Raw genomic sequence first — 23,635 nt, 5'->3', positions numbered from 1 at the left:
ATTGTCAATGGTCGGTTAAGCGCCGGCCTTTAGGCTTATCTCGGCGATTATGTTCACCAAATGCGCCGAAGAGCTCTTTAGTCATGCCGTAGTCAACTCGGCGATCGTTACCAGCTTGGCGCCTATCGTCATAGTGTTTATAGTGGCACTGACATTGGCTTTGGGTGCAGCCTTTGATTGGAATTTCAGGCGCTTCTTTTGACAGGAAGCGTTTTCCTTTAATTGCATCGACCTGTTTGCAGCAATTTGCTTCATTTTCAATACTCACGCAGTGGAAGGCATTCAATATCGTCGTTCCGTGCTTTGCTCGTTTTGCCAAACTCGTGGTTTTGGCAAACGACTTGTGCTGCTTTTGACTATTTTGGTAGGTCATAAATATCACTAGTCCAAGAATAGTAATGAAGAGTAGTAGCATGCTAAACATAATACCTCCCAACTATTTTTAAAAATTAAGATTCAGTTTAGTTTGGTTTGAGATAATTCGCCTTTTTATATCTTAAATTCATTAAAAACAAAAAGTTATACTAACTATTGCTCTCCTCAAGTCGATCAATTACTCTTGCGAAACTGATAACTATTATCATTTTTAATCTAAGAACGACTCACGTTTGACGTCATCATTTTGAGGAGAAATCGCGAATGAAATGGGTAACTTGTGCCGCTTTAATTGGGTTAATATCGGTTGCACAGTCTGCACATGCGGATGAAAAATTAACGGTTTATTCCTATCGTCAAGCATTTTTGGTTGAGCCCATCTTGAAGCGCTTTACTGAAGAAACAGGCATTGGCGTGAATGTGGTGTTTGCCAAAGACGGGATTGCCGAACGTATCGCCCGTGAAGGTCGCTTATCGCCCGCCGATCTAGTGTTAACTTCAGATTTTTCTCGTTTGGTCGAATTAGTCGAAAAAGATCTGACTTCTCCAGTGAAAAGTTCGCAGCTCAATAGCAATATTCCCGCGCAATACCGCGATCCGGATGGGCAATGGTATGCCTTGACGATGCGTGTTCGTAACCTCTATACGGCAAAAGATCGCTTAGGCCCACAAGCGATTAGTTATGAAGAACTCGCCGATCCTAAATACAAAGGTAAGATTTGTACTCGCAGCGGTAAGCATCCTTACAACATCGCCTTGGTGGCTTCGATGATTGCTCATCACGGTGAGGCGGACACGAAAACGTGGCTACAGGGCGTGAAAACTAACTTAGCCCGCAAGCCTCAAGGTAACGATCGCGGACAGGTTCAAGCGGTAAAAGAAGGCCTATGTGATATCGCGATTGGTAACAGCTACTACTATGGCAATATGCTGCAAGATCCGGAGCAAAAGAGCTGGGCTGAAGCCGTGGTGATTAATTTCCCGAATCAGGCTGACCGCGGTGCCCATGTCAATGTTTCAGGTATGGTGCTTACTCGCCACGCGCCGAATAAAGACAATGCTATCAAGTTGATGGAATTCCTCTCTGGCGATGTGGCGCAAAAAGCCTATGCCGAAGTGAATATGGAATATCCAGTAAAAGCCGATGTTGCACCTTCAACCTTAGTGGCCTCTTGGGGCGAGTTTAAATCTGATAAGTTGCCGATTTTCAAGCTGGCCGAATATCACCAAGCAGCAGTGAAATTGTTAGATGAAGTGCAGTTTGACCTCTAGTTAGGCAGTTAAATCGATAAGTGCGCCATTAATTGGCGCACTTGTTTAAAGGAGCCACATGATTTTAGGATTAGCCAGAAGCTGGTCGCTTACTGGTTATGCCATAGCTGTGCTACTGGTGTTACCCCTCGTTGCGTTACTTCTTCAAGCGGCTCAGCCCGATGAGGCCGTTTTTGGTCATCTACTTTCTACTGTATTACCGACATACATCACTAATAGCTTATGGTTGATCCTGTGGGTGAGTACTGGCTCACTCTTGCTAGCGTTGCCCTGCGCGTGGTTAATGGCGCGCTGTGAATTTGTCGGTAGACGGTATTTGCAATGGGCTTTGTTATTGCCCTTGGCCATGCCAGCCTACATTGTTGCCTACGTGTATACGGATTTATTTGATTACGCCGGCCCAGTACAAAGGAGTTTGCGCGCGCTCTTTGGTTGGAGCTCACCGCAGGATTACTTTTTCCCTGATATTCGCACCTTAGGTGGTGCAGCGTGTGTGTTATCGCTGGTGTTATTTCCCTATATTTATCTGTTAGCGCGTACCGCGTTTATGGAGCAATCCTTAAGTTTGGCGCATGCATCAAGGATCATGGGCTGCTCGCCTTGGCAGAGTTTTTGGCGTTTATCTTTGCCAATGGCAAGGCCCGCCTTGGCCGTGGGTGTGGCATTAGTGGCGATGGAAACCGCAGCGGATTTTGCCACAGTTAACTACTTTGCCGTGCCAACCTTAACGACAGCCGTATATGACACTTGGTTGGGCTATGGCAATTTAACCGCCGCGGCAAAGCTCTCGGCCATTATCCTGCTGGTGGTGTTTAGCTTGATTGGCGTTGAGCGTTTTGCCCGCCGTAAGCAGCAGTTATTCCAAAAACAGTCCCGCATTCAAGCGAGCGATTTATATCGGCTCTCACCAATGCAAACCCTGTTTGCCCTCGGTTATTGCATCACCTTGTTACTGCTGGCCTTTGTGCTGCCAAGCGGAATTTTACTCTCCTACGCTATCGGTTATTTTGAGCAGAGCTGGGATTCGATTTTCTGGCAATTGAGCGTGAATAGCTTGAGCCTCGCGCTCATTACTAGCCTAGTGTGCTGCGCGATTGCATTGATATTGATGTTTATTCGCCGTGTGAGCCCAAGGACGAGTGATGCATTGCCATCGCGCTTGGCTTCAACTGGCTATGCTTTACCCGGAACGGTACTTGCCATTGGTGTATTGGTGCCATTAACCCTGCTCGATTTTGCGATTAACGACGTCGCCGATTGGTTGGGGATGGCAGGCCCTGGGCTCTTGCTCACTGGCAGTACGGCTGCGCTGGTTTTTGCTTTTTGTGTGCGCTTTGTTGCCATTGCGATTGGCAGTGTTGAGACTAGCTATAAACGCATCTCGCCCTCATTAGACATGGTGAGTCTAACTCTTGGGCAAAGCCCTCGACGTTTGCTCCAAAGAGTGCATCTGCCGCTGCTCACTAAGGGCTTATTTGCTGGGGCGCTGCTGGTGTTTATCGAAAGCATGAAAGAATTACCGGCGGCATTGTTGCTGCGTCCCATAGGGTTTGAGAATCTCGCGACCTATGTCTTCCAGTTTGTCTCTGACGAAAAGCTTGAATATGGCGCCTTGCCCGCCATTGTGATTGTGCTCGTGGGTTTAGTCCCACTGATTTATTTAAACCGTTCTTTGGAGCAAGATAGTCGATGACCAGTACGCTCAATCTTCATCAAGTTCATAGCGATTATCAGGGCCAACAGGTACTCAAAGGCTTAGATTTAACCCTGGCACAAGGAGAAATCCTTGCGCTGCTCGGCCCAAGTGGCTGCGGCAAAACGACTTTGCTCAGGGCGGTGGCAGGATTGCAGGCGATTAGCCAAGGTGAGATCCAAATCAATGGCAAGACGGTCAGCGGCGCAGGGCAATTTGTGCCGAGTGAGCAACGGGGCATAGGGATGATTTTCCAAGACTATGCTTTGTTCCCCCATTTGACCGTCGCCGAGAATATTCTCTTTGGTGTGGCAAAATTAACGCCAGCGCAGCGCAAGGTGCGGTTAGATGACATGCTCGCCCTGGTAAAACTTGAAGGCTTAGCCAAGCGTTATCCCCATGAGTTGTCAGGTGGTCAGCAGCAGCGGGTGTCGATTGCCCGCGCATTAGCCTATGAGCCGCAATTACTGTTACTCGACGAGCCTTTTTCGAATATCGATGCACAGGTGCGCCACAGCATGATGGCGGAGATCCGCAGCATTCTAAAGCAGCGTAATGTTAGTGCGGTTTTTGTTACCCATAGCAAAGATGAGGCCTTTGTGTTTGCCGATACCTTGGCCATTTTTAACCAAGGTGTGATAGTACAACATGGCCGAGCTGAGGACTTATATGCCGCACCAAATAGCCGCTATGTAGCTGATTTTCTGGGAAGTGGCAACTATTTACCCGCAGAGGTCGTTGATGGCCACCGTGTTGTCACTCCCATTGGTGAGCTGCGAAGCCTCACGCCCTTGTCAAAGTCTAATGCATTTAATGGCCAAGTGTTTTTGCGGCCACAGCAATTGGCGCTCAGTGCCGATGATGCGGGCGTAGGGACAATTACCGAGCGGCGCTTCCTTGGCGCATTTTGTCATTATTGGGTAAAAGTCGAGGCGGCATCCCACGCCCATTATGTCGAAGTGCGTAGCCAAATTATGCAGTTCAATGTTGGTCAGCGAGTGGGCTTAAATACTGAGCCACATTCCCTAGTGCTATTTGAGTCTTAATGCCTAGACCGCACTCGATATGCCAGTGTCTCAGCTGAAAGCATGACATTTTTGCTTACGTTTAACTTGGGTAAAAAACACCTAGATTGCTGATATTTTCAGCCTTCCTTGTTACCTTAATTCCTCCAGAGTGGGAGGAATTATGATAAAAACAATAAAATCAATTTGTACCCTAGTCACAGTGGCGACAGCAATGTCGTCATCGGGAGTGTTAGCCATGGATAGGATCACGGGTAAAGCCTTTGCGACGCGCTCAGAAGTGTATGCCACCCATGGGATGGCTGCGACCAGCCAACCGCTGGCGACACAGGTGGCGATTGATGTATTAAAACAGGGTGGCAGTGCCGTGGATGCAGCGATTGCGGCCAATGCCATGCTGGGCTTAGTCGAGCCTACTGGTGCCGGTGTTGGCGGCGATTTATTTGCCATTGTCTGGAGCGCTAAAGATAAAAAGCTCTATGGCCTTAATGCCTCCGGTCGCAGTCCCAAATCCTTAACGCTAGAGAAGCTAAAATCCCTCGGATTAGACTACTTGCCTCCTTTGGGGCCGCTACCCGTATCGGTTCCTGGTGCGGTGGATGGATGGTTCGAATTGCACAACAAGTTCGGCAAACTGCCAATGGCCGATAACTTAGCCCCAGCGATTCGTTATGCTCGCGAAGGTTTCCCTGTCTCCGAGTTGATTGCCTATTACCTTGAGGGCAGCGGTAAAAAGCTCGCTCAATTCCCCGGTTTTAAAGAAACCTATATGCCCAATGGCAAGATGCCTGCGGTAGGAGAAATCTTCAAAAATCCTGCACTGGCAAACACCTATGAGAAAATTGCTAAAGGCGGCCGCGATGCCTTCTACAAGGGTGACATTGCCAAAAGTATTGATAAATACATCAAGGCTCAAGGTGGCTATTTAAGTTATGAAGACTTAGCCAGCCATACCAGTGACTGGATTGAACCCGTATCGGTCAACTACCGTGGTTACGATGTGTGGGAGTTGCCGCCAAATGGGCAGGGGATTGCCGCGCTACAGATCTTAAAAACTATGGAACCCTTCGATGTCGCCGCCATGGGCTTTAATAGTCCCGAATATGTGCACTTATTTGTAGAGGCCAAAAAACTCGCCTTTGCCGATCGCGCGAAATTTTATGCCGATATGGCCTTTAACAAGGTGCCTGTAAAAGAGTTGATCTCGCAGCAGTATAATTACGATCGCGCCAAGTTAATTGATTTAAACAAGGCGGCTAAGAGTGTCGATGCGGGCAATCCTGCGCTGCAACATGGGGATACTGTGTATCTCACTACCGCGGATAAAGACGGCAACATGGTGTCGCTGATCCAGAGTAACTACCGCGGCATGGGCTCAGGTATGACGCCGCCGGATCTCGGCTTTGTGCTGCAAGATCGCGGGCAGATGTTCGATCTCACCGAAGGTCGATTTAATACCTATGCGCCGGGTAAGCGGCCCTTCCATACCATTATTCCCGCCTTTGTGACCAAAGACGGTAAACCTTGGCTCAGTTTTGGGGTGATGGGCGGTGCAACACAGCCGCAAATGCATGCGCAGATTATTATCAATCTGATTGATTTTAAAATGAACTTGCAAGAAGCAGGTGATGCCCCCAGAATTTTACACTCAGGTTCGACTGAGCCTACGGGGGAGATAATGAATGACGGTGGCTATGTGAGCCTTGAATCAGGCTTCCCCGTCGAAACTCGCCGTGAGCTGATGAAGAAAGGCCATGTGCTTCGCGATGTTCTCGGTGATTTCGGTGGCTATCAAGCCATTGGCTTTAATGCTGAAACTGGCGTTTACCGCGGTGCATCCGAAAGCCGAAAGGATGGTTATGCTGCAGGATATTAACGCATCACTCGTTTTGCTCTACTGAAGCGAATGCAGAATAGACAACATTGACGAGGCGTAATGGCCTCGTCAATTTTTATATTTCAGCCTCAAAAGGCCTTTACATCACAAAGACGGACAAACTGTGCGTTACTTAATGTCATTTTCAGGTAAAGTTGCGGATAATATTGCCGAAAATGAATCGACAACAGGGTGATAACCAGATGGATATTCAAAATATGCCGCGTGAACAGTTAGGTGTGTGTGCAGAGGGAAACTTACATAGCGTCTATTTGATGTTTAATGCGAGCGACAACGATAACGTTGAATCGCAATTGCGTCCCTGTATTGCCAACGTTGCGCAGTATATTTATGAGTTGACGGATCAGTATTCCGACAGTGCATTCAATGGTTTTGTGGCCATAGGCGCCAACTATTGGGACAGTCTCTATCCCGATGCTCGCCCAGAAATGCTTAAGCCTTTCCCGGCGATGCAGGCGGGTAACCGCGAGGCGCCTGCTATCGAATACGATCTGTTTGTGCATCTTCGTTGCGATCGTTACGACATTTTGCATTTAGTCGCCAACGAAATCAGCCAAATGTTCGAAGACTTAGTCGAGCTAGTGGAAGAAGAGCGCGGCTTTAGATTTATGGATAGTCGCGACTTAACGGGCTTTGTGGATGGCACCGAAAACCCGAAAGGGCGTCATCGCCAAGAGGTCGCCTTGGTTGGGGATGAAGACCCTGAATTTAAGGGCGGCAGCTATATTCACGTACAAAAGTACGCCCACAACTTGAGTAAGTGGCATAGATTACCGCTTAAAAAGCAAGAAGATATTATCGGTCGTACCAAGCAAGACAACATCGAATACGAGTCGGAAGATAAGCCATTAACCAGCCATATCAAGCGGGTAAACCTCAAGGATGAAAACGGCAAGTCCATCGAGATTTTGCGCCAGAGCATGCCTTACGGCTCGCTCAAAGAACAAGGTTTGATGTTTATTTCAACCTGCCGCACACCGGATCACTTCGAGAAGATGCTCCATAGCATGGTGTTTGGCGATGGTGCGGGTAATCACGATCACTTGATGCACTTCACCAGCGCATTGACGGGTTCTTCTTTCTTCGCCCCAAGCTTAGATTTTTTGATGCAATTCGATAATTAACCCTTAGCAAATCGCGACTAAACGCACTGAGCCTTAAAACCTCAGTGCGTTTTTGTTTGTGGGCTTAGCTCGCCGCTGTCCACTTATTGATATCGAGCTGCCATTGCTGAGCGGTAAAATCGATAAAGGCGCGCACTAGCGCTTGTTGGTAGCTGCGAGATAAGTACACGGCCCAGAGGGTTTGGCCTGGCGCCGTGTATTCGGGGAGCACTTCTTGCAGTTGACCGCTGGCCAGATAGGGATTGGCTAAGTCACAGGGCAAGTAGGCAATCCCATGCCCGCGCAACGCGGCGCTGACCAGCACTCCCATTTCATTGGCCATCAGATTCCCCATAGGTTTAATCAGCTCACTCTGTTGCTCCTTGAGTAGCTGCCAATGTTGCTGCGAACTATGGATAAGGCAATTATGGCTGAGCAGATCGTTAGGGAGGGTTAACGGCTCGGCTTGAGCCAAGTAACTGGGCGCAGCACATAAAACGGCATCAATGCTCATCAGTTTACGGGCGATTAGATTCTCATCTGGCTGCTCGGTATAGCGCAGTGCTACGTCCACCCGCTCATCCACCAACTGGGCAAAACTGTCCGACATTAACAGCTGAATATTGACCTTAGGATGCAATTTTATAAAGCGATCGACCACATCAAACAGACTGTGCTGCCCAAGTCCGACGGGTGTGGCAATACGAATACTGCCGACTAATTCAGTGTTATGACTATGGGCGCGGCTTTCCATTGCGGCGACTTCGCTCAGCACCCGCTGACAATATTGCAGGGCTTCTTCACCCTGTAAGGTCAGGCTAACGCTGCGGGTGGTGCGGTGTAGCAGGCGTAAACTGAGCCACTGCTCAATTTCTTGAATATGGCGAGAAACCTGTAAACGACTGAGATCGAGGTGTTCTGCGGCCTTAGTAAAGCTGCCACAGTTAGCCACTTCGATAAAGCTACGCATGGCGGCGATTTTATCCATATATAATTACACCCATTAGTATCTCAATCTGAAACAATCCTGCTCATTTATCGATATTTATCACGCTAAGTATCGCAAGTAAACTGGTCTCAATTTAAATCAGCAGTGAGACTTATCAAATGAAAATTGCAGTATTAGGTGCATCGGGTTGGATTGGCGGAACCATTTTAAATGAAGCCTTAAGCCGTGGTCATGACGTCGTTGCCTTAGTGCGTGACCCAAGCAAGCTTGGTGAAACGGCGGCAGAAGTGCGTAGTGTTGACCTGACTCAGCCATTAACCGCTGAAACCTTTGCAGGCGTGGATGTGTTAATTGCTTCAGTGGGCGGCCGCGCCGAGCAGAATCACGGCTTAGTGGCGAAAACAGTTAATAATCTATTAGCCGTATTGCCACAGGCTAAAGTGCCACGTTTATTGTGGGTCGGTGGGGCTGGTAGTCTAGAAGTGGCACCGGGAGTAACCTTGGTTTCAAGCCCAGATTTCCCGCCCGCTTATAAGGATGAAGCTCTGGCTCAAGGTGAAGCATTAAAGGGATTTCGCGCCGCCAACACCACTGTTAACTGGACTTTTGTCAGCCCAGCGGCAGAGATCTACCCTGGTGCAAGCGAAGGCTCTTACCGTTTAGGTGGCGATAGCTTCTTTACCGATGCAAATGGCCGTAGCCGGATTTCGGTGAGTGATTACGCCAAAGCCATGCTCGATGAAGCAGAAAAAGCGGCGCATCCCAATCAAAGGATCAGTGTGGCTTACTAAGGCTGAGGAGTTTCGGCTAAATACTGTAACGTAAGCGGGACACAAGCCCTGAAATTAGGGTAATCCTGGACTGAAAAGCGTACAGTGGAAATAGAACAGGTCAGCAAGCTGACCTGTTTTTTTATTCTGCGTAGTTGAATAAAGATTTGATGGTTTCCAAGGTATCGGCGATATCTTGAATGCTAGATGGACAAATAAAGATCGTATCGTCACCCGCAATGGTTCCCAAAATCCCTTCAGGTTTACCGATGGAGTCTAACAAACGAGCAATTAATTGTGCGGCGCCTGGGCTAGTGCGGACAACAATCATCGCTTGGTTATGGTCAACATCGAGTACTAAATTCTTTAACGGGCTGCCCGCAGTGGGCACGCCTAATTCGGCAGGTAAGCAATAAACCATCTCCTGCTTAGCGTTGCGAGTGCGCACGGCACCGAACTTGCTGAGCATACGAGACACTTTAGATTGGTTTATATTAGTAAAGCCTTCTGCTTGTAAGGCGGTGACGATTTCACTCTGGGAGCCAAAGCGCTCCTCTTTTAAAATCGCCTTAAAAATTCTAACAAGGTCATCCTGATTCTTGGTCGTTTGCATAGTCTTATTCTTTATTCAAAAAAACAGGCTTATTCTGAATAGTTTTGGTTAAACTGTCAACAAATAACCATAATGACTGAATAAAAATGCAGTTAACTCACTTTATGCTAATTCATTTATAAATGTATTTGTTGAACTAGAGTAAATATTCAACATTGCAACGCGCTGTTTTAGTAAATCTTTGAATCAACGACTAAGGGATAATTGAAATTAGCGTGACATTCCAGTAATGTGACGCCAACGCAAATTAGATCCATGTCACACATATCCGAGAAATAACGGAGATAACTATGAAAGTTGCTGTACTTGGTGCTGCTGGTGGTATCGGCCAGGCTCTTGCCCTACTGTTAAAAACTCAATTACCTGCGGGTTCTCAACTGTCTCTATACGATATCGCACCGGTAACTCCGGGTGTTGCGGTTGACTTGAGTCATATCCCAACTGCGGTTGAAATCAAAGGTTTTGCTGGTGAAGATCCAACGCCTGCCCTCGTGGGTGCTGACGTTGTGCTTATCTCTGCTGGTGTTGCACGTAAACCTGGTATGGATCGTTCAGATCTGTTCAATATCAACGCGGGTATCGTTCGCAACCTGATCGAGAAAGTGGCTGTTACTTGCCCTAAAGCGCTCGTGGGTATTATCACTAACCCAGTAAACACTACAGTTGCTATTGCTGCTGAAGTGCTGAAAAAAGCAGGTGTTTACGATAAGAACCGTTTATTCGGCGTGACCACTCTGGACGTTATCCGTTCTGAGACTTTCATCGCTGAATTAAAAGGCTTAAACGTTGCTGACGTTAAAATCAACGTGATCGGCGGCCACAGTGGCGTGACTATTCTGCCATTACTGTCTCAAGTTGAAGGCGTGACTTTCTCTGATGAAGAAGTGGCTTCTTTAACTAAACGTATCCAAAACGCGGGTACTGAAGTGGTTGAAGCTAAAGCCGGTGGCGGCAGCGCGACCCTGTCTATGGGTCAAGCGGCATGCCGTTTCGGTATGTCTCTGGTTCGTGGTCTGCAAGGCGAAGCTAACATCGTTGAATGTGCTTACGTTGACGGCGGCAGCGAACACGCTGAATTCTTCGCTCAACCAGTATTGTTAGGCAAAAACGGTATCGAAAAAGTACTGCCTTACGGTGAAGTGAGCGCATTCGAAGCTAACGCCCGTGATTCTATGTTAGATACGCTGAAAGGCGATATCAAACTAGGCGTTGATTTCGTTAAGTAATTCTTCTGAATTATGAGAAGACGGAGCCGAATGGCTCCGTTTTTTTATGCTTTAAACTTTGTTCTCTAAACAGGGGTTCTTAATCTTGAGTCTCGCTATTTGGGGAGTTGGCATTGGCTGTCACAGCGGGCTTTACCCGTCAGTAGATAGGAAATACGGTATCTGTGCTTGGCGAATCTCAGGTAGCACCAATCCGCGATAGGTTTGATAAGCGGTAAGCGTAGCGCTTGTACCCAAGGGCGAGTGCCTGTTAGCGCCCATGCTTTGCAGGTGACATCCAGCCCGAGCAGCACTTGGCCGGAGGCGGTTTCGCCATGGAGAATGGTATTGGCGTAGTCTTTATCGATATAGCTGAATCTTGAGCTGAAATTGTCAGCATTAAGATCCACCAGTTCAATTCTATCGTCGGGATCGCGCGCTTTGAGTTGGCGCATTTCGGCGCTACATAATGGGCAATTGCCATCGAAAAAAATCCGCAGTTCCATTAGGTCTACCTCTTACAGTGTGTCCCTGAGTATACGCAGTTGTCAGGCATTTAGATCGACATGTTTACGGTTTTAATTGTTATACACTCTTGGCTAGAGGCATTAAGCTATTGCGATGAGTGACGTGATTGTGTGATTACGTGATTGTGCGATTAACAATCTGCCAAATGCGTTTGCTTTTAATCAGTGCTTGGCAAATAACAGGATGGATATGACAGCTCCCATTATTATCACTGGCGTGGGTAAACGTATTGGTTACGCCCTCGCGAAACACTTGCTCGCCCAAGGGCACAAGGTGATTGGCACCTATCGCAGCCATTATCCCAGCATCGATGAGTTGCAGTCTTTGGGCGCGACCTTAATCCAATGCGACTTTTACGATAATGCGCAGCTCCAAACCCTGATTGAGCAATTGAGCCAATACCCCAAAATCCGCGCTATTATCCATAATGCCTCTGACTGGTTGCCAGACAACAGCCCAAGCCTTGCCCCCCATGAGGTGATGCAGCGCATGATGCAGGTGCATGTGAGCGTACCCTATCAAATAAACCTAGCCTTAGCCTCGCAATTACGTGCGGGAGCCGAGGGTGAGATTGGCGCCAGCGATATTATCCATTTCACTGACTATGTGGCCGAAAAGGGCAGTGCCAAGCACATGGCTTATGCGGCCAGTAAAGCGGCGCTAGAGAATTTAACCTTATCTTTTGCGGCTAAATTAGCGCCCGAGGTCAAAGTGAATGCGATCGCTCCGGCGATGATCCTTTTTAATCCAAGTGATGATGAAGCCTATCGGCAAAAGACCTTGGCTAAGGCTATCTTGCCAAAAGAAGCTGGAAATCAGGAGATTATTGCCTTAGTGGATTATCTGTTGGCGAGCCGCTATGTCACGGGGCGCAGCCATCATGTCGATGGTGGGCGGCATTTAAGGTAAAGAAAAATCTAGAACGGCCTGCGGCCTCTAGAACGCCATTGCATGGCTCTAGAATCTAGATTCAATCAAGAAGAAGTCGTTATGGTGCGATGCTCTGCTTTTTCTAGCAGCGAAGCGCTCTAGCTTCTAGCTCCTACTTTTCAAAACTCCCATACTCGACTTGGGGTGATGATAGCGGGTAAGGGCACATCCCAATGTTCGCATGGCAGACTCGGTACTTGCTGGCAATCATGGGCATAACCCATCGGCAGTGGTCTGCCTTTGCTGTGCCAATTAGCTAGCGTTCTGTCGTAATAGCCGCCGCCCATGCCCATGCGATTGCCTTTGATATCAAAGGCAACCAGCGGGGTGATCACCACATCGAGTTGCTCAATCGGCATAACGTTACGCACATCTAGCCGTGGCTCTAAAATGCCGAATTGATTCGGTAGCATTACCGAGTCGGCGTGGTAATGCAAAAACAATAATTGCCCAGCATTAAAGGGGTGCAGCCGTGGCAGATAGGTTTGAATCCCCTGTTGCCAAAGCGCTGCGATAAGCGGAGCAGTTGCCAGTTCGCCATCGTGGGTGAGGTAAAGTGCGACATGCTGGGCCTTCAGCGCGCTGAGCTTTTCGAGCATTCGCTGACATGCGGCAAGGCTTGCCTCGGTTTGCACCTCTGTCGAAAGCGAGCGGCGGGCTAAACGTATTTGTTTGCGTAATTCGGCGCGGCTTAGATTTGGGCTTAGCGTTGGGCTTAACGACTGGGCATCAATTGCAGACTGAGTGCCGTGTGGCCCCTTGACTGTTGGGGCCGAAGAGTTCGATACAGGTGAAGTGATAGACATAAATAAGATGCTCCCCAGAATGCCGCTACCGGTGTAGCCCTTGAACCGTAGGTTCAAGGCGGGTAAATGATTACCTCCTAAGGCTTCTCGGTACGAGCCGAGCATGCTCAATGTCAGTAAAGCATTCACCCTGAGATCAAAATTATCGGCACAGGGACATTACCAGTTGGCCTGCATCCCAGGGAGCAAAAACGGTATTGAATCGCTAATCGTTTGGCTTAAAAAAGTATAGGCCAGTTAGCCATTCACTGTGCAACTCTTCTCAGATAGATGGTGCTTGGCACCGAGTGCACAGTCTAAAACTATTTGGTTGAACGCTCAACTAAGGCGTTTTCCAAGGTTGACTGCAACAGGCTGATGCGGTCATCCATTTGTTTCATATAATGCTTATTCTTTTGCTTTTCTTGGTACAACTCGTGGCCAATATTCAGCGCCGCCATAATGGCAATTTCTTCGCGGCTTAAGCTATTCGTGCGATTTTTTAGGGTGGTGAGTTGCTGCTCAACCCCTTGAGCCACAATGCGTAGGGCATCTTCCTGACCTTTCGGACAGGCGATAGAGTAGGTGCGCCCCAGCAGGGTGATTTCAACTGCACTGTTACTCATTCGAAGATGATCCTTTCGTTGGCATCGATAGGGCGGACTATATAGGGCTGATATTAAAAGTGCAAGGTAAGCCGCTGATGGATTGCACATTCGCCGTTTTGTTTGCTGCTTGTGTGAGCAGTTGCCGGAATTTTTATCTTCAACCCTAAGAATGCCGGATCAGAGTTGGTTCAAGTCTTTAACTCTGCTAGCATTGCTGCTGGAAAATTCTGATTGGAATCTGATATGGCGACCCCTCCTTCGTTACGTATCGAAAGCTTAAAAATAGCCCTCGATGCGGCTGAAATTGGTCAGCATCCCGTGGAAGTTCACGGTGCTCTTGTGGGTTTAATCTGCGGTGGTGTAGATCAAACCGGTGATTTGTGGATTAAACCGTTATTTGACCTGATGAACGATGGTCAGCCTTTGCCCGCACCTTTACATCAATTGGTGTGTGAGTTGTTCCAAGACTCGGTTGCCCGTTTGAGTGACTTTGATTTTGGTTTTATGCCATTGCTTCCCGAAGAGGAAGAATCCCTTAGTCACCGAGTTGAGGCGCTATCGCTTTGGACGCAAAGCTTTTTAACGGGCATTGCGATTATCCAGCCTAAGCTCAATAAAGCCTCCGCCGAAGTGCGTGAAGTGATTAAAGATCTGGCCGATATCGCCCAAGTGGAATTCGATGTGACCGACGATGAAGAGTCGGAAACCGCCTATATTGAATTGCTGGAATTTGTGCGCATTGCTGCGATTTTGTGTTACTCCGAGTTTGGCCCAGAGCCGAGCCACGAAGAGAGTGACGATGCCGCGGTGATCCATTAATCCCTAAAAGAGAAAGGCGGAGCGATTCCGCCTTTTATTGTTTTTCAAATCTAACATCCTGATGGCGAAACGCTTTTAGCCATGCCATAGCTTGAATGAGAACCCCATGACGGTAGCAGAGCACATGGATAATTCAGTTCAAAATGTCGATATTGCCATTGTCGGTGGCGCCATGGCGGGTGCGACCCTCGCGTTAGCTTTGGCTCGTTTGTCTGGTACTGAAAAACCGTTATCAATTGCCTTAATCGAGGCGCATCTTCCCGATAACAATCATCCCGGTTTTGACGCCCGTTCTATCGCCATTGCCCATGGTTCCATCTTCGAGTTATCCCGTTTAGGTTTATGGCCGAAATTGGCGCATTTAGGCACGGCGATTAAAGATATCCATGTGTCCGATCGTGGTCATTTTGGCATGACGGAACTCAATGCCAGTCAGTTTCACTTAGATGCGCTGGGGCAAGTGGTCGAGCTGGAAAGGGTCGGCCAAGTGCTGTTTAGCGAGCTTAACAAAACTCAGGTTAAGCGCTATTGCCCTGCCAAACTGTCAGAGTTAATCCCCGATATCGACAGCCACATGTTGGTGCTGGATTCCGGCGAGCGGATTTGCGCCAAGCTGGTGGTCGCCGCCGATGGTTTGCAGTCTAAGGTGCGCAGCAGTTTTAATCTGCCCATCACCCAAGTGGCGTTTGAGCAAACCGCGATTATCGCTAATCTACAAACTGATAAGCCGCACCAGCACTGGGCTTATGAACGATTTACCGAGACTGGTCCATTAGCGCTACTGCCGATGGCAGATAGCCAAGGCCAGCCGCGTTTATCCCTCGTCTGGGCACTCGACGATAGCCGCGCCCAAGCGATGCTTACAGCGCCCAAGGCCGAGTTTTTAGCTGCATTGCAGCAAGCCTTTGGCTATCGCGCTGGTCAGTTTATCGACGTTAGCGAGCGCCATGCTTATCCATTAAATCTGTCCTACATGCCAAGGCCGATTCACCATAGATGCGTATTTATTGGTAATGCGGCGCAGACGTTACACCCGATTGCGGGGCAGGGATTTAACTTAGGCCTTCGGGATGTGGTGAGCCTGCTTGAAGTGCTCAACACTGCGCGAGAGCAGGGTGAAGATATCGGCGGTGTCGCCGTCACCCATGGCTATTTGCAGGCCCGTGAGGCGGATAGAAACAGCACTATTCGCAATATTGAATTTTTAGTCCGTGGCTTCTCTAACCAATATTGGCCCCTGGCCCTTGGGCGTAATCTAGGATTGCGGCTGTTGTCTTGGTTCCCGCCACTGAAAACCCCCGTCGCTCAAAAAGCGATGGGCTGGAAATAATCATTACTGGTATCGCAACGCGAAAAGGATGTACCCATGTTAAGTTCACAAGCCTATGACATTGCCATTGTGGGTGGCGGCATGGTGGGACTCGCCACCGCGATAGGATTGGCGCAGGCCGATCTTAATGTTGTCGTTATCGATGCGGGCCACACAGAGGCCGTGAGCGGTGAGCCAAGGCTTAGGGTTAGCGCCATCAACAAGGCGAGCCAACGTTTGCTGGAGCACCTCGGCGCTTGGCACTATGTCGATGCCAGCCGCGCGACGCCCTATCAAAAAATGGCGGTATGGGATAAAGACGGTTTTGGCAAAATCGCCTTCGATGCCAGTAGCATCAGTGAACCTAGCCTTGGCGCGATTATCGAAAACGACGCCATCAGCTACGCCCTCGCCAAGCGTGCCAGTGAATTTGACAATATCACCCATATCGAAAACCAACGCTTAGAGCGTATCGCCTTTGGTGAGCGTGAAGCTTGGTTGACTCTCGCCAATGGTGCTGAGATAGAAAGTGTGAGCGCCGCACTTGTGATTGCCGCCGATGGTGCCAATTCTTGGGTGCGTGAACAATGTAAGATCCCGTTAACCTTCTGGGATTATGGCCACCATGCGATCGTGGCGACCATTCGAAGCGAGATGCCGCACCTTGCCACCGCTCGCCAAGTGTTTTTGCAGGATGGCCCGCTGGCCTTCTTGCCGTTATATGAAGAAAACCTCTGCTCCATCGTCTGGTCAGTGCCGCCCGAGCGCGCCACTGAATTACTGGCAATGGACAAAGTGCAATTTGAGCGCAATCTCACCGCCGCCTTCGATGGCCGCCTTGGGATTTGCAAGCTTGAGAGTGAACGCCAAGCCTTCCCACTGCGGATGCGCTACGCCCGCCATTTTGCCCGCCACCGTTTAGTGCTCGCGGGGGACGCAGCCCACACCATTCATCCATTAGCGGGCCAAGGGGTAAACCTTGGCTTCCTCGATGCCGCCAGCATTATCGAAGTGATTAGCGAATTACAGCAAGCGGGTAAGGATATTGGCGATTATGCCGAGCTGCGCGCCCTAGAGCGTTGGCGCAAGGCCGATGCGATGGAGATGATCGCGGCGATGGAAGGCTTTAAGCGCCTGTTCGAGGGTTCAAACCCAGTTAAAAAGGCCATTCGCGATCTGGGACTGAATCTGGTCGATAATGTCGCTGGGCTGAAAACAGTGTTCATGCAACAGGCCATGGGTAATAAGTCGTCGCTGCCCAAGTTATGTCGCTAGCCTCGGTTGCGCTAATGTGATCAGAATTGCTGCTAATATCAGCATATTGGTGGCAAGCTGCGCAAATCTCGCTTTCGCATGTAAAAAAATTACATGTTGAAGATGAGAAAATCTAATGACACTGGCTTCGGATTAGAAAAATCTCCTGTATACAAATTTGTGACGCAAGGTATAATTTCGCCGCATTTTAGACCCTAGTACTTATACCAATCACGATAAATATCTGATTAATTCAGAGCGAATCAGGCGTTGCAGTGACAGACGCATTGAGACCGAAAGAACCCCTTTCAAATTGATGCATCGTGGAAGTGAAATGCCGATTAGCCAGATATTTAGCCGGATTTGTATCACCCTACGCTAGGCAGAGACCTGAAGAAGGCCGCAAAAAAGGGATAACAATGGCTAATAAAACTGTTCTGTTTAACAAGCACTTAGAATCAAACGCTAAGATGGTTGACTTCCACGGTTGGGATATGCCCCTCAACTATGGTTCACAAATCGAAGAACACCACGCCGTGCGTCAAGACGCAGGTATGTTCGACGTGTCCCACATGACTGTGGTTGATGTGACCGGAACCGACGCTTGTGCATTCCTCCGTAAGTTGCTCGCCAACGATGTGGCCAAACTTAAAGTTCCTGGTAAAGCCTTATACGGCGGCATGTTAGATGACAATGCCGGCATCATCGACGACCTAATCACTTACTACCTCACCGACACTTTCTACCGTGTTGTTGTTAACAGCGCGACCCGCGAAAAAGACTTAGCCTGGATCGCCAAACAATCCCAAGGTTTTGATGTCACAGTGACCGAGCGTCCTGAGCTGGCGATGATCGCCGTTCAAGGTCCTAACGCTAAGGCCAAAGCCGCCGCCGTATTCAGTAGCGAGCAAAATGCCGCCATCGAAGGTATGAAACCTTTCTTCGGTAAGCAAGCGGGTTCTCTGTTCATTGCGACCACAGGTTACACTGGTGAAGCGGGCTACGAGATCATCGTGCCAGAAGCGGAAGCCGAAGCTCTGTGGCAAGCTCTGTTAGATCAAGGCGTTAAACCCTGTGGTTTAGGCGCCCGCGATACATTACGTCTCGAAGCCGGTATGAACCTCTACGGCTTAGATATGGACGAAACCATCAACCCGCTGGCCGCCAACATGGGCTGGACCATTGCATGGGAGCCAACCGACCGTGACTTTATTGGTCGTAAGGCGCTTGAAGCCCTGCGCGATGCGGGAACCGACAAATTAGTCGGCCTGGTGATGGAAGAAAAAGGCGTGTTACGCCATGATATGCCAGTATTTTTCACCGATGCAGCGGGTGTTGAGCAGCAAGGCGTGATCACTAGCGGTACTTTCTCACCTACATTGGGCTATTCTATTGCGATGGCGCGTGTTCCTAGTTCAATTGGGGATACGGCGGAAGTCGAGATGCGTAAAAAGCGCGTGGCTGTTAGAGTAGTAGCGCCAAACTTTGTGCGCAACGGTAAACAAGCATTTTAAAAAAACGGAACAAGGAACAAGAACAATGAGCAATATTCCGACAGAACTGAAATACGCCTCTTCACACGAATGGATCCGCAAGGAAGAAGACGGTAGCTACACTGTGGGTATCACTGAGCACGCTCAAGAGCTGTTAGGTGACATGGTTTTCGTTGAGCTGCCAGAAGTGGGTGACACTGTCACGGCGGGCGACGACTGTGCAGTGGCGGAATCAGTGAAAGCGGCTTCTGACATCTACGCGCCAATCTCTGGTGAAGTGATTGCCGTCAACGAAGCACTGGAAGATTCTCCAGAGCTGGTAAACAGCGACGCTTACGGCGAAGGCTGGTTCTTCCGCGTTATGCCTTCTGATGAATCAGAAGTTGACGCTCTGCTCGATGCAGAAGGTTACCAAGCTGTAATCGACGAAGAATAATCGTCGACGCTAACGAAGCCCTCAGGGGCTTCGTTTGTTTTAGCGCAAGTTTGACATAACAATAGCCCGTTTATCAGTACCCTACAGTCCTGAGCGACGGCAAATCTGGAACAAGGTTTATCATGACCAAGCAAACCCTCACTCAGTTAGAACAGCACGATTTATTCTTACGTCGCCATATCGGCCCGGATAGCAGCCAACAACAAGAAATGTTGAACTACGTTGGTGCTGAGTCTTTGGACGATCTGACCGCGCAAATCGTGCCTGAGTCGATCCGTTTAAGCCAAGAGTTGAGTATTGGTGATTCCTGCGGCGAAGCCGAAGGCATTGCCTACATTCGTGGTTTAGCCAAACAAAACCAAGTCTTCAAAAGCTACATTGGTATGGGTTACTACGGTACCCAAGTGCCTAATGTGATTTTGCGTAACGTCTTAGAAAATCCAGGTTGGTACACGGCGTACACGCCCTATCAGCCAGAGATCGCCCAAGGCCGTTTAGAAGCCATTCTAAACTTCCAACAAGTGTCGATGGATTTAACCGGTTTAGATTTAGCCTCAGCTTCACTGCTGGACGAAGCGACTGCTGCCGCCGAAGCGATGGCGCTGGCTAAGCGTGTGTCTAAAGCCAAAAAAGCGAACATTTTCTTTGTAGCCGATGACGTATTCCCACAAACCTTAGACGTAGTGAAGACTCGTGCTGAGTGTTTTGGTTTTGAAGTGGTGGTAGGTCCTGCCCATGAAGCAGTAAACCACGAACTGTTTGGTGCTTTGTTCCAATATTCAAACCGTTTCGGTCAAATCACTGACTTCACCGACTTATTCGCCGAATTACGCGCGAAAAACGTGATTGTGACAGTGGCTGCCGACATCATGGCATTAGTGTTACTCAAGTCACCGGGTGCCATGGGCGCCGACGTGGTCTTCGGTAGCGCGCAGCGTTTCGGTGTGCCGATGGGCTTTGGTGGCCCACACGCGGCCTTCTTCGTGGCCCGTGACGAGCACAAACGCTCTATGCCTGGCCGTATCATCGGTGTGTCAAAGGACACTCGTGGTAACCGCGCACTGCGTATGGCGATGCAAACTCGTGAGCAACATATCCGCCGCGAAAAAGCCAACTCAAACATTTGTACCGCGCAAATTCTGTTAGCGAACATGGCGTCTTTCTACGCCGTATTCCACGGCCCACAAGGCCTGAAAACTATCGCATCACGCATCAACCGCTTTGCTGATATCTTAGCCGCGGGCTTACAAGCTAAAGGCGTGAGCTTAGTGAACAGCACTTGGTTCGATACCATCAGCATCAAAGGCTTAGACGTTGCAGCAGTCAATGCTCGCGCACTGGCCGCTGAAATGAACCTGCGTTTCGATGCTGACGGCATTGTCGGCGTGAGCTTAGATGAAACCACTATCCGCAGCGATATCGAAGCGCTGTTCGATGTGATTTTAGGTGCAGGCCATGGCTTAGACGTTGCCGCATTAGATGCGCAAATCGTGGCGCAAGGTAGCCAATCGATTCCTGCCTCTTTAGTGCGTCAAGATGCCATCCTGAGCCACCCAACCTTCAATCGCTACCAAAGCGAAACCGAGATGATGCGTTATATCAAGCGTCTCGAAAGCAAAGACTTAGCATTGAACTACTCAATGATTTCATTGGGTTCATGCACCATGAAGTTAAACGCTGCGGTTGAAATGATCCCAGTCAGCTGGCCAGAATTTGCCAACATGCACCCATTCTGCCCACTGGATCAAGCCAAGGGTTACACCCAACTGATTGAAGAACTGTCTTCATGGTTAGTGAATGTCACAGGTTACGATGCCGTGTGTATCCAACCTAACTCTGGCGCACAGGGTGAATACGCGGGTCTGCTGGCGATTCGTAAATACCACGAGTCTCGCGGCGAAGCCCACAGAAACATCTGCTTAATCCCACAATCTGCCCACGGTACTAACCCCGCATCGGCGCAATTAGCCGGTATGCAAGTCGTGGTGACTGCCTGTGACAAGCAAGGTAACGTGGATTTAGAAGATCTGAAGGCCAAAGCGGCTGAAGTGGCAGAAAACCTGTCATGTATCATGATCACTTACCCATCGACCCACGGTGTGTACGAAGAATCTATCCGCGAGATCTGCAATATTGTGCACCAGCACGGTGGTCAAGTGTACTTGGACGGCGCCAACATGAACGCCCAAGTTGGCTTAACCTCACCAGGCTTTATCGGTGCCGACGTATCGCACCTTAACCTGCACAAAACCTTCGCCATTCCACACGGCGGCGGTGGTCCAGGTATGGGCCCAATCGGCGTGAAAGCGCACTTAGCGCCGTTCGTCGCGGGTCACGTAGTGGTGAAACCAGGCCGCGAAAGCGATAACAACGGTGCAGTATCGGCTGCGCCATACGGCAGTGCTGGCATTCTGCCAATCAGCTGGATGTACATTAAGCTGCTCGGTTCAAAGGGCCTGAAAAAGTCGACTCAAACTGCGCTGTTAAACGCTAACTACGTTATGAAGAAGCTGTCTGAACACTACCCAGTACTGTTCCGCGGCCGTAACGATCGCGTCGCACACGAATGTATTATCGACCTGCGCCCCATCAAAGAAGCCTCTGGCGTGACCGAAATGGATATCGCTAAGCGTCTGAACGACTACGGTTTCCACGCGCCAACCATGAGCTTCCCTGTTGCGGGAACCCTGATGATTGAGCCAACTGAATCTGAGTCTAAGGTTGAACTGGACCGCTTTATCGACGCTATGGTGTCCATCCGCGCCGAAATCGCGAAAGTTGAAGCGGGCGAGTGGCCAGCGGACAATAACCCGCTGCACAACGCGCCACACACTATGGCCGATATTATGGACCCAGCGTTTGATTCACGCCCATACAGCCGTGAAGTCGCCGTGTTCCCAAGTGCCGCAGTGCGTACTAACAAGTTCTGGCCAACCGTTAATCGTATTGATGACGTGTACGGCGACCGTAATTTGTTCTGTGCATGTGTGCCGATATCAGACTACGAGTAGGGGCTGAATAGTACGTTATTCAGGTCTAACGTTTGATGAAAAGCGAACCCTTAGCGGTTCGCTTTTTTATTGCCTGCAATTTGGGTTTTAGTTGTGTTTTTGTAGAAGTAGTTTCTGCTGAGTTGAGTGGTGCGAAGTTACTTTTGCATGGCTTTTGGCAATGGTATTTCCTAATTGCCTGCCGCAGGCTCTCGCACTGTTACACCAGTGACACGCCGTAAATACATCCTTGTAGGCTCTGCTAAAACATCCATGTTTTAGAAGGTCACTGGTGCAACAATGCCAGTTTTGGTGTAACCATTGAGTGTAGAGTTATTCTTGTCCTGTTTTTAGTGTTATTATTTTATAAGTGGTTGTCATTTATTTTGATTATTCCATAATCATTGGTGTAGCAATCCTGTTTATTATGCAATTCACTATATGGTGATTCACATATATCATGATTTTTCTCTATAGATATGTTTTTAGAATTATAGCTTGCTATAGATAAAAATGTTATAGCTATAAACATTGCTAAAAACCATATTCGAGTATAAAAATTACGCTTGTCTGTAATATATTTATCATTTGTTAAGAAATGTTCGTCATCAGATAAGATATTTTTAATGTCATCTTCAGTTAATGCGTTTTTATATATTTTCTTACTACTTTCATACATTTGCTTAAATCGTTTTTGTTCACGCTTAGATTCCATCAAAGTGACAATGAATAAGATGCTAAAAATAATTAGAGCAAAACTCATCACCCCTACAAAGAGTGGGGAGCCAATGAAATTAAATAGGTCAGTATAAGTCTTTATTTCACTGCCTTTTGTGAATATTCTAAATAATATTGTTGATATTGCAAAAGTACTTACCCCCCAAATTCCAGATATGATTGAGTTAGAAATTTTTTCTGCAATGTCGTTAGCTTTCTGTGAGGTTGATTGTACTTGCTCAGCAAGTTTATTTATCGATTCTATATAGGTTTTAACATCTTTTTTCTGTGATAGATTGAAGCTTGAATATGTGGATACTAATACTGATTCATTTACACTTAACAACTGTTCTACGTGAAGTGGAATAATGTTTCTAGCAATACCTATTTTATCTACTGAATTTTCACTGTAAATCCAATTGTATAAAGTGAATAATGATGATGCATCTGTGTATCGTAAGCTAACTAAATCATATTCATCCGTGATGTCCTTTAAACCTTTAAGCGTATAGTTTACTTTCCCTTTGGTAATGATCGTGATGTTGGCCAGAAAACTGATAAGGTAAATATTATGTAATGTATTAAAAACACTTTTTACTGTTTCTAGTTCAGGCGATGTTTTATTGGTGAATTTAAAATTTTCAGGTAAAAAACACCAATCCGCAGCATTAGCAAAATGACCTAGGCTACTCCTTGTTTGTAGACGTTCACTTGTAGAAATTTTGTTAAGCTTGGTACTGAAGGATCCCCTCATAAATCAGCCATAGCATAGCCATATTTGAGCAACTGATTGGCGAATAATACCCAGGCCGCCAGCAATTCTTTCTCCGTGATTTGATAATCAGGCCGCCTGAGTACCTCCAA

General features: G+C 48.3%; 21 protein-coding genes and 1 other RNA gene. 14 read left to right on the top strand and 8 right to left on the bottom strand.

Going from position 1 to position 23,635, the window contains the following annotated elements; translation table 11 throughout:
- Positions 1-4: 4 nt before the first annotated feature.
- Positions 5-424 carry a hypothetical protein gene (locus AEA42_RS13390; RefSeq protein ID WP_037428488.1) on the bottom strand — a complete coding sequence of 140 codons (420 nt, stop codon included), beginning with the start codon at positions 422-424 and terminating at the stop codon, positions 5-7.
- Positions 425-639: 215 nt separating this feature from the next.
- Between AEA42_RS13390 and AEA42_RS13385 the strand changes: the two genes are divergently transcribed.
- The 5 genes from AEA42_RS13385 (at position 640) to AEA42_RS13365 (ending at position 7,386) form a co-directional block, all read left to right on the top strand.
- Positions 640-1,647 (top strand): Fe(3+) ABC transporter substrate-binding protein, encoded by a 1,008-nt coding sequence (locus AEA42_RS13385; protein WP_037428486.1) that lies wholly within the window; start codon positions 640-642, stop codon positions 1,645-1,647.
- 58 nt (positions 1,648-1,705) lie between these two features.
- Positions 1,706-3,340, top strand: a complete 1,635-nt coding sequence (locus AEA42_RS13380) for an iron ABC transporter permease (protein ID WP_037428484.1) — start codon at positions 1,706-1,708, stop codon at positions 3,338-3,340.
- Positions 3,337-4,386, top strand: a complete 1,050-nt coding sequence (locus AEA42_RS13375; RefSeq protein WP_055647977.1) for an ABC transporter ATP-binding protein — start codon at positions 3,337-3,339, stop codon at positions 4,384-4,386. Before AEA42_RS13380 ends, AEA42_RS13375 begins: the two co-directional genes overlap by 4 nt.
- Before the next feature lie 142 nt (positions 4,387-4,528).
- Positions 4,529-6,241: a gamma-glutamyltransferase gene (ggt, locus tag AEA42_RS13370; protein ID WP_055647976.1), complete on the top strand. Its 1,713-nt coding sequence runs from the start codon at positions 4,529-4,531 to the stop codon at positions 6,239-6,241.
- Between the two features lie 203 nt (positions 6,242-6,444).
- The gene (locus tag AEA42_RS13365; RefSeq protein WP_037414323.1) at positions 6,445-7,386 is read left to right on the top strand and encodes a Dyp-type peroxidase; all 942 of its coding nucleotides are present in this window, start codon (positions 6,445-6,447) and stop codon (positions 7,384-7,386) included.
- Positions 7,387-7,450: 64 nt separating this feature from the next.
- On the opposite strand, the gene AEA42_RS13360 is transcribed toward AEA42_RS13365, so the two are convergent.
- Positions 7,451-8,353 carry a LysR family transcriptional regulator gene (locus AEA42_RS13360; protein WP_037428477.1) on the bottom strand — a complete coding sequence of 301 codons (903 nt, stop codon included), beginning with the start codon at positions 8,351-8,353 and terminating at the stop codon, positions 7,451-7,453.
- Between the two features lie 119 nt (positions 8,354-8,472).
- On the opposite strand from AEA42_RS13360, the gene AEA42_RS13355 reads away from it, so the two are divergent.
- Positions 8,473-9,105, top strand: coding sequence for an NAD(P)-dependent oxidoreductase (locus AEA42_RS13355; RefSeq protein WP_055647975.1), 633 nt, complete (start codon positions 8,473-8,475; stop codon positions 9,103-9,105).
- A 121-nt stretch (positions 9,106-9,226) separates the two neighbouring features.
- Here AEA42_RS13355 and argR read toward each other — a convergent pair whose 3' ends face one another.
- Positions 9,227-9,697: a transcriptional regulator ArgR gene (argR, locus tag AEA42_RS13350; protein WP_011071072.1), complete on the bottom strand. Its 471-nt coding sequence runs from the start codon at positions 9,695-9,697 to the stop codon at positions 9,227-9,229.
- A 290-nt stretch (positions 9,698-9,987) separates the two neighbouring features.
- On the opposite strand from argR, the gene mdh reads away from it, so the two are divergent.
- Entirely contained in the window at positions 9,988-10,923 is a 936-nt protein-coding gene (gene mdh / locus AEA42_RS13345; protein WP_037414331.1) for a malate dehydrogenase, read from the top strand.
- Positions 10,924-11,018: 95 nt separating this feature from the next.
- Here the strand turns inward: mdh and AEA42_RS13340 are convergent, their stop codons facing one another.
- Positions 11,019-11,408 carry a DUF393 domain-containing protein gene (locus tag AEA42_RS13340; RefSeq protein ID WP_037428472.1) on the bottom strand — a complete coding sequence of 130 codons (390 nt, stop codon included), beginning with the start codon at positions 11,406-11,408 and terminating at the stop codon, positions 11,019-11,021.
- Positions 11,409-11,619: 211 nt separating this feature from the next.
- Between AEA42_RS13340 and folM the strand changes: the two genes are divergently transcribed.
- Positions 11,620-12,339 carry a dihydromonapterin reductase gene (gene folM, locus AEA42_RS13335; RefSeq protein ID WP_055647994.1) on the top strand — a complete coding sequence of 240 codons (720 nt, stop codon included), beginning with the start codon at positions 11,620-11,622 and terminating at the stop codon, positions 12,337-12,339.
- 140 nt (positions 12,340-12,479) lie between these two features.
- On the opposite strand, the gene AEA42_RS13330 is transcribed toward folM, so the two are convergent.
- The 3 genes from AEA42_RS13330 to zapA form a co-directional block, all read right to left on the bottom strand.
- Positions 12,480-13,166, bottom strand: coding sequence for a 5-formyltetrahydrofolate cyclo-ligase (locus tag AEA42_RS13330; protein WP_099457005.1), 687 nt, complete (start codon positions 13,164-13,166; stop codon positions 12,480-12,482).
- Positions 13,167-13,173: 7 nt separating this feature from the next.
- Positions 13,174-13,354, bottom strand: a non-coding RNA gene (gene ssrS, locus AEA42_RS21865) — 6S RNA.
- Between the two features lie 114 nt (positions 13,355-13,468).
- Positions 13,469-13,771 carry a cell division protein ZapA gene (zapA, locus tag AEA42_RS13325; protein WP_037414335.1) on the bottom strand — a complete coding sequence of 101 codons (303 nt, stop codon included), beginning with the start codon at positions 13,769-13,771 and terminating at the stop codon, positions 13,469-13,471.
- A 225-nt stretch (positions 13,772-13,996) separates the two neighbouring features.
- On the opposite strand from zapA, the gene AEA42_RS13320 reads away from it, so the two are divergent.
- The 6 genes from AEA42_RS13320 to gcvP all read left to right on the top strand — a co-directional run bounded on the left by AEA42_RS13320 (position 13,997) and on the right by gcvP (position 22,075).
- A complete protein-coding gene (locus AEA42_RS13320; protein ID WP_037414338.1) occupies positions 13,997-14,572 on the top strand; it encodes a UPF0149 family protein in 576 nt (191 codons plus the stop codon).
- A 106-nt stretch (positions 14,573-14,678) separates the two neighbouring features.
- Positions 14,679-15,902 carry a 2-octaprenyl-6-methoxyphenyl hydroxylase gene (ubiH, locus tag AEA42_RS13315; RefSeq protein WP_055647974.1) on the top strand — a complete coding sequence of 408 codons (1,224 nt, stop codon included), beginning with the start codon at positions 14,679-14,681 and terminating at the stop codon, positions 15,900-15,902.
- 36 nt (positions 15,903-15,938) lie between these two features.
- Complete coding sequence (locus AEA42_RS13310) at positions 15,939-17,156, top strand: FAD-dependent monooxygenase (RefSeq protein ID WP_037428463.1); 1,218 nt, start codon at positions 15,939-15,941, stop codon at positions 17,154-17,156.
- A gap of 398 nt (positions 17,157-17,554) precedes the next feature.
- The gene (gene gcvT, locus AEA42_RS13305) at positions 17,555-18,649 is read left to right on the top strand and encodes a glycine cleavage system aminomethyltransferase GcvT (protein ID WP_037428462.1); all 1,095 of its coding nucleotides are present in this window, start codon (positions 17,555-17,557) and stop codon (positions 18,647-18,649) included.
- A 25-nt stretch (positions 18,650-18,674) separates the two neighbouring features.
- On the top strand, positions 18,675-19,064 hold the full coding sequence (gene gcvH, locus AEA42_RS13300; protein WP_011071083.1) for a glycine cleavage system protein GcvH: 390 nt from the start codon (positions 18,675-18,677) through the stop codon (positions 19,062-19,064).
- A 122-nt stretch (positions 19,065-19,186) separates the two neighbouring features.
- Positions 19,187-22,075 carry an aminomethyl-transferring glycine dehydrogenase gene (gene gcvP, locus AEA42_RS13295; RefSeq protein WP_055647973.1) on the top strand — a complete coding sequence of 963 codons (2,889 nt, stop codon included), beginning with the start codon at positions 19,187-19,189 and terminating at the stop codon, positions 22,073-22,075.
- A gap of 343 nt (positions 22,076-22,418) precedes the next feature.
- Here gcvP and AEA42_RS13290 read toward each other — a convergent pair whose 3' ends face one another.
- Positions 22,419-23,525 (bottom strand): hypothetical protein, encoded by a 1,107-nt coding sequence (locus AEA42_RS13290; RefSeq protein ID WP_055647972.1) that lies wholly within the window; start codon positions 23,523-23,525, stop codon positions 22,419-22,421.
- Between the last annotated feature and the right edge of the window lie 110 nt (positions 23,526-23,635).

Source organism: Shewanella sp. Sh95, assembly GCF_001308045.1.
GTDB lineage: Bacteria > Pseudomonadota > Gammaproteobacteria > Enterobacterales > Shewanellaceae > Shewanella > Shewanella xiamenensis.
Note: the sequence above shows the minus strand (reverse complement) of the source record. Positions and strands in the feature narration are given on the sequence as shown.

What these genes read in the sequence shown, in the direction of transcription:
- AEA42_RS13385 (WP_037428486.1), top strand. Translation starts at nt 640, where the DNA reads ATGAAATGGGTAACTTGTGCCGCTTTAATTGGGTTAATATCGGTTGCA.
- ubiH (WP_055647974.1), top strand. Translation starts at nt 14,679, where the DNA reads ATGACGGTAGCAGAGCACATGGATAATTCAGTTCAAAATGTCGATATT.
- gcvH (WP_011071083.1), top strand. Translation starts at nt 18,675, where the DNA reads ATGAGCAATATTCCGACAGAACTGAAATACGCCTCTTCACACGAATGG.
- AEA42_RS13290 (WP_055647972.1), bottom strand. Translation starts at nt 23,525, where the DNA reads ATGAGGGGATCCTTCAGTACCAAGCTTAACAAAATTTCTACAAGTGAA.
- gcvT (WP_037428462.1), top strand. Translation starts at nt 17,555, where the DNA reads ATGGCTAATAAAACTGTTCTGTTTAACAAGCACTTAGAATCAAACGCT.
- gcvP (WP_055647973.1), top strand. Translation starts at nt 19,187, where the DNA reads ATGACCAAGCAAACCCTCACTCAGTTAGAACAGCACGATTTATTCTTA.
- AEA42_RS13390 (WP_037428488.1), bottom strand. Translation starts at nt 424, where the DNA reads ATGTTTAGCATGCTACTACTCTTCATTACTATTCTTGGACTAGTGATA.
- mdh (WP_037414331.1), top strand. Translation starts at nt 9,988, where the DNA reads ATGAAAGTTGCTGTACTTGGTGCTGCTGGTGGTATCGGCCAGGCTCTT.
- zapA (WP_037414335.1), bottom strand. Translation starts at nt 13,771, where the DNA reads ATGAGTAACAGTGCAGTTGAAATCACCCTGCTGGGGCGCACCTACTCT.
- AEA42_RS13340 (WP_037428472.1), bottom strand. Translation starts at nt 11,408, where the DNA reads ATGGAACTGCGGATTTTTTTCGATGGCAATTGCCCATTATGTAGCGCC.
- AEA42_RS13310 (WP_037428463.1), top strand. Translation starts at nt 15,939, where the DNA reads ATGTTAAGTTCACAAGCCTATGACATTGCCATTGTGGGTGGCGGCATG.
- AEA42_RS13330 (WP_099457005.1), bottom strand. Translation starts at nt 13,166, where the DNA reads ATGTCTATCACTTCACCTGTATCGAACTCTTCGGCCCCAACAGTCAAG.
- folM (WP_055647994.1), top strand. Translation starts at nt 11,620, where the DNA reads ATGACAGCTCCCATTATTATCACTGGCGTGGGTAAACGTATTGGTTAC.
- argR (WP_011071072.1), bottom strand. Translation starts at nt 9,697, where the DNA reads ATGCAAACGACCAAGAATCAGGATGACCTTGTTAGAATTTTTAAGGCG.
- ggt (WP_055647976.1), top strand. Translation starts at nt 4,529, where the DNA reads ATGATAAAAACAATAAAATCAATTTGTACCCTAGTCACAGTGGCGACA.
- AEA42_RS13375 (WP_055647977.1), top strand. Translation starts at nt 3,337, where the DNA reads ATGACCAGTACGCTCAATCTTCATCAAGTTCATAGCGATTATCAGGGC.
- AEA42_RS13355 (WP_055647975.1), top strand. Translation starts at nt 8,473, where the DNA reads ATGAAAATTGCAGTATTAGGTGCATCGGGTTGGATTGGCGGAACCATT.
- AEA42_RS13320 (WP_037414338.1), top strand. Translation starts at nt 13,997, where the DNA reads ATGGCGACCCCTCCTTCGTTACGTATCGAAAGCTTAAAAATAGCCCTC.
- AEA42_RS13360 (WP_037428477.1), bottom strand. Translation starts at nt 8,353, where the DNA reads ATGGATAAAATCGCCGCCATGCGTAGCTTTATCGAAGTGGCTAACTGT.
- AEA42_RS13365 (WP_037414323.1), top strand. Translation starts at nt 6,445, where the DNA reads ATGGATATTCAAAATATGCCGCGTGAACAGTTAGGTGTGTGTGCAGAG.
- AEA42_RS13380 (WP_037428484.1), top strand. Translation starts at nt 1,706, where the DNA reads ATGATTTTAGGATTAGCCAGAAGCTGGTCGCTTACTGGTTATGCCATA.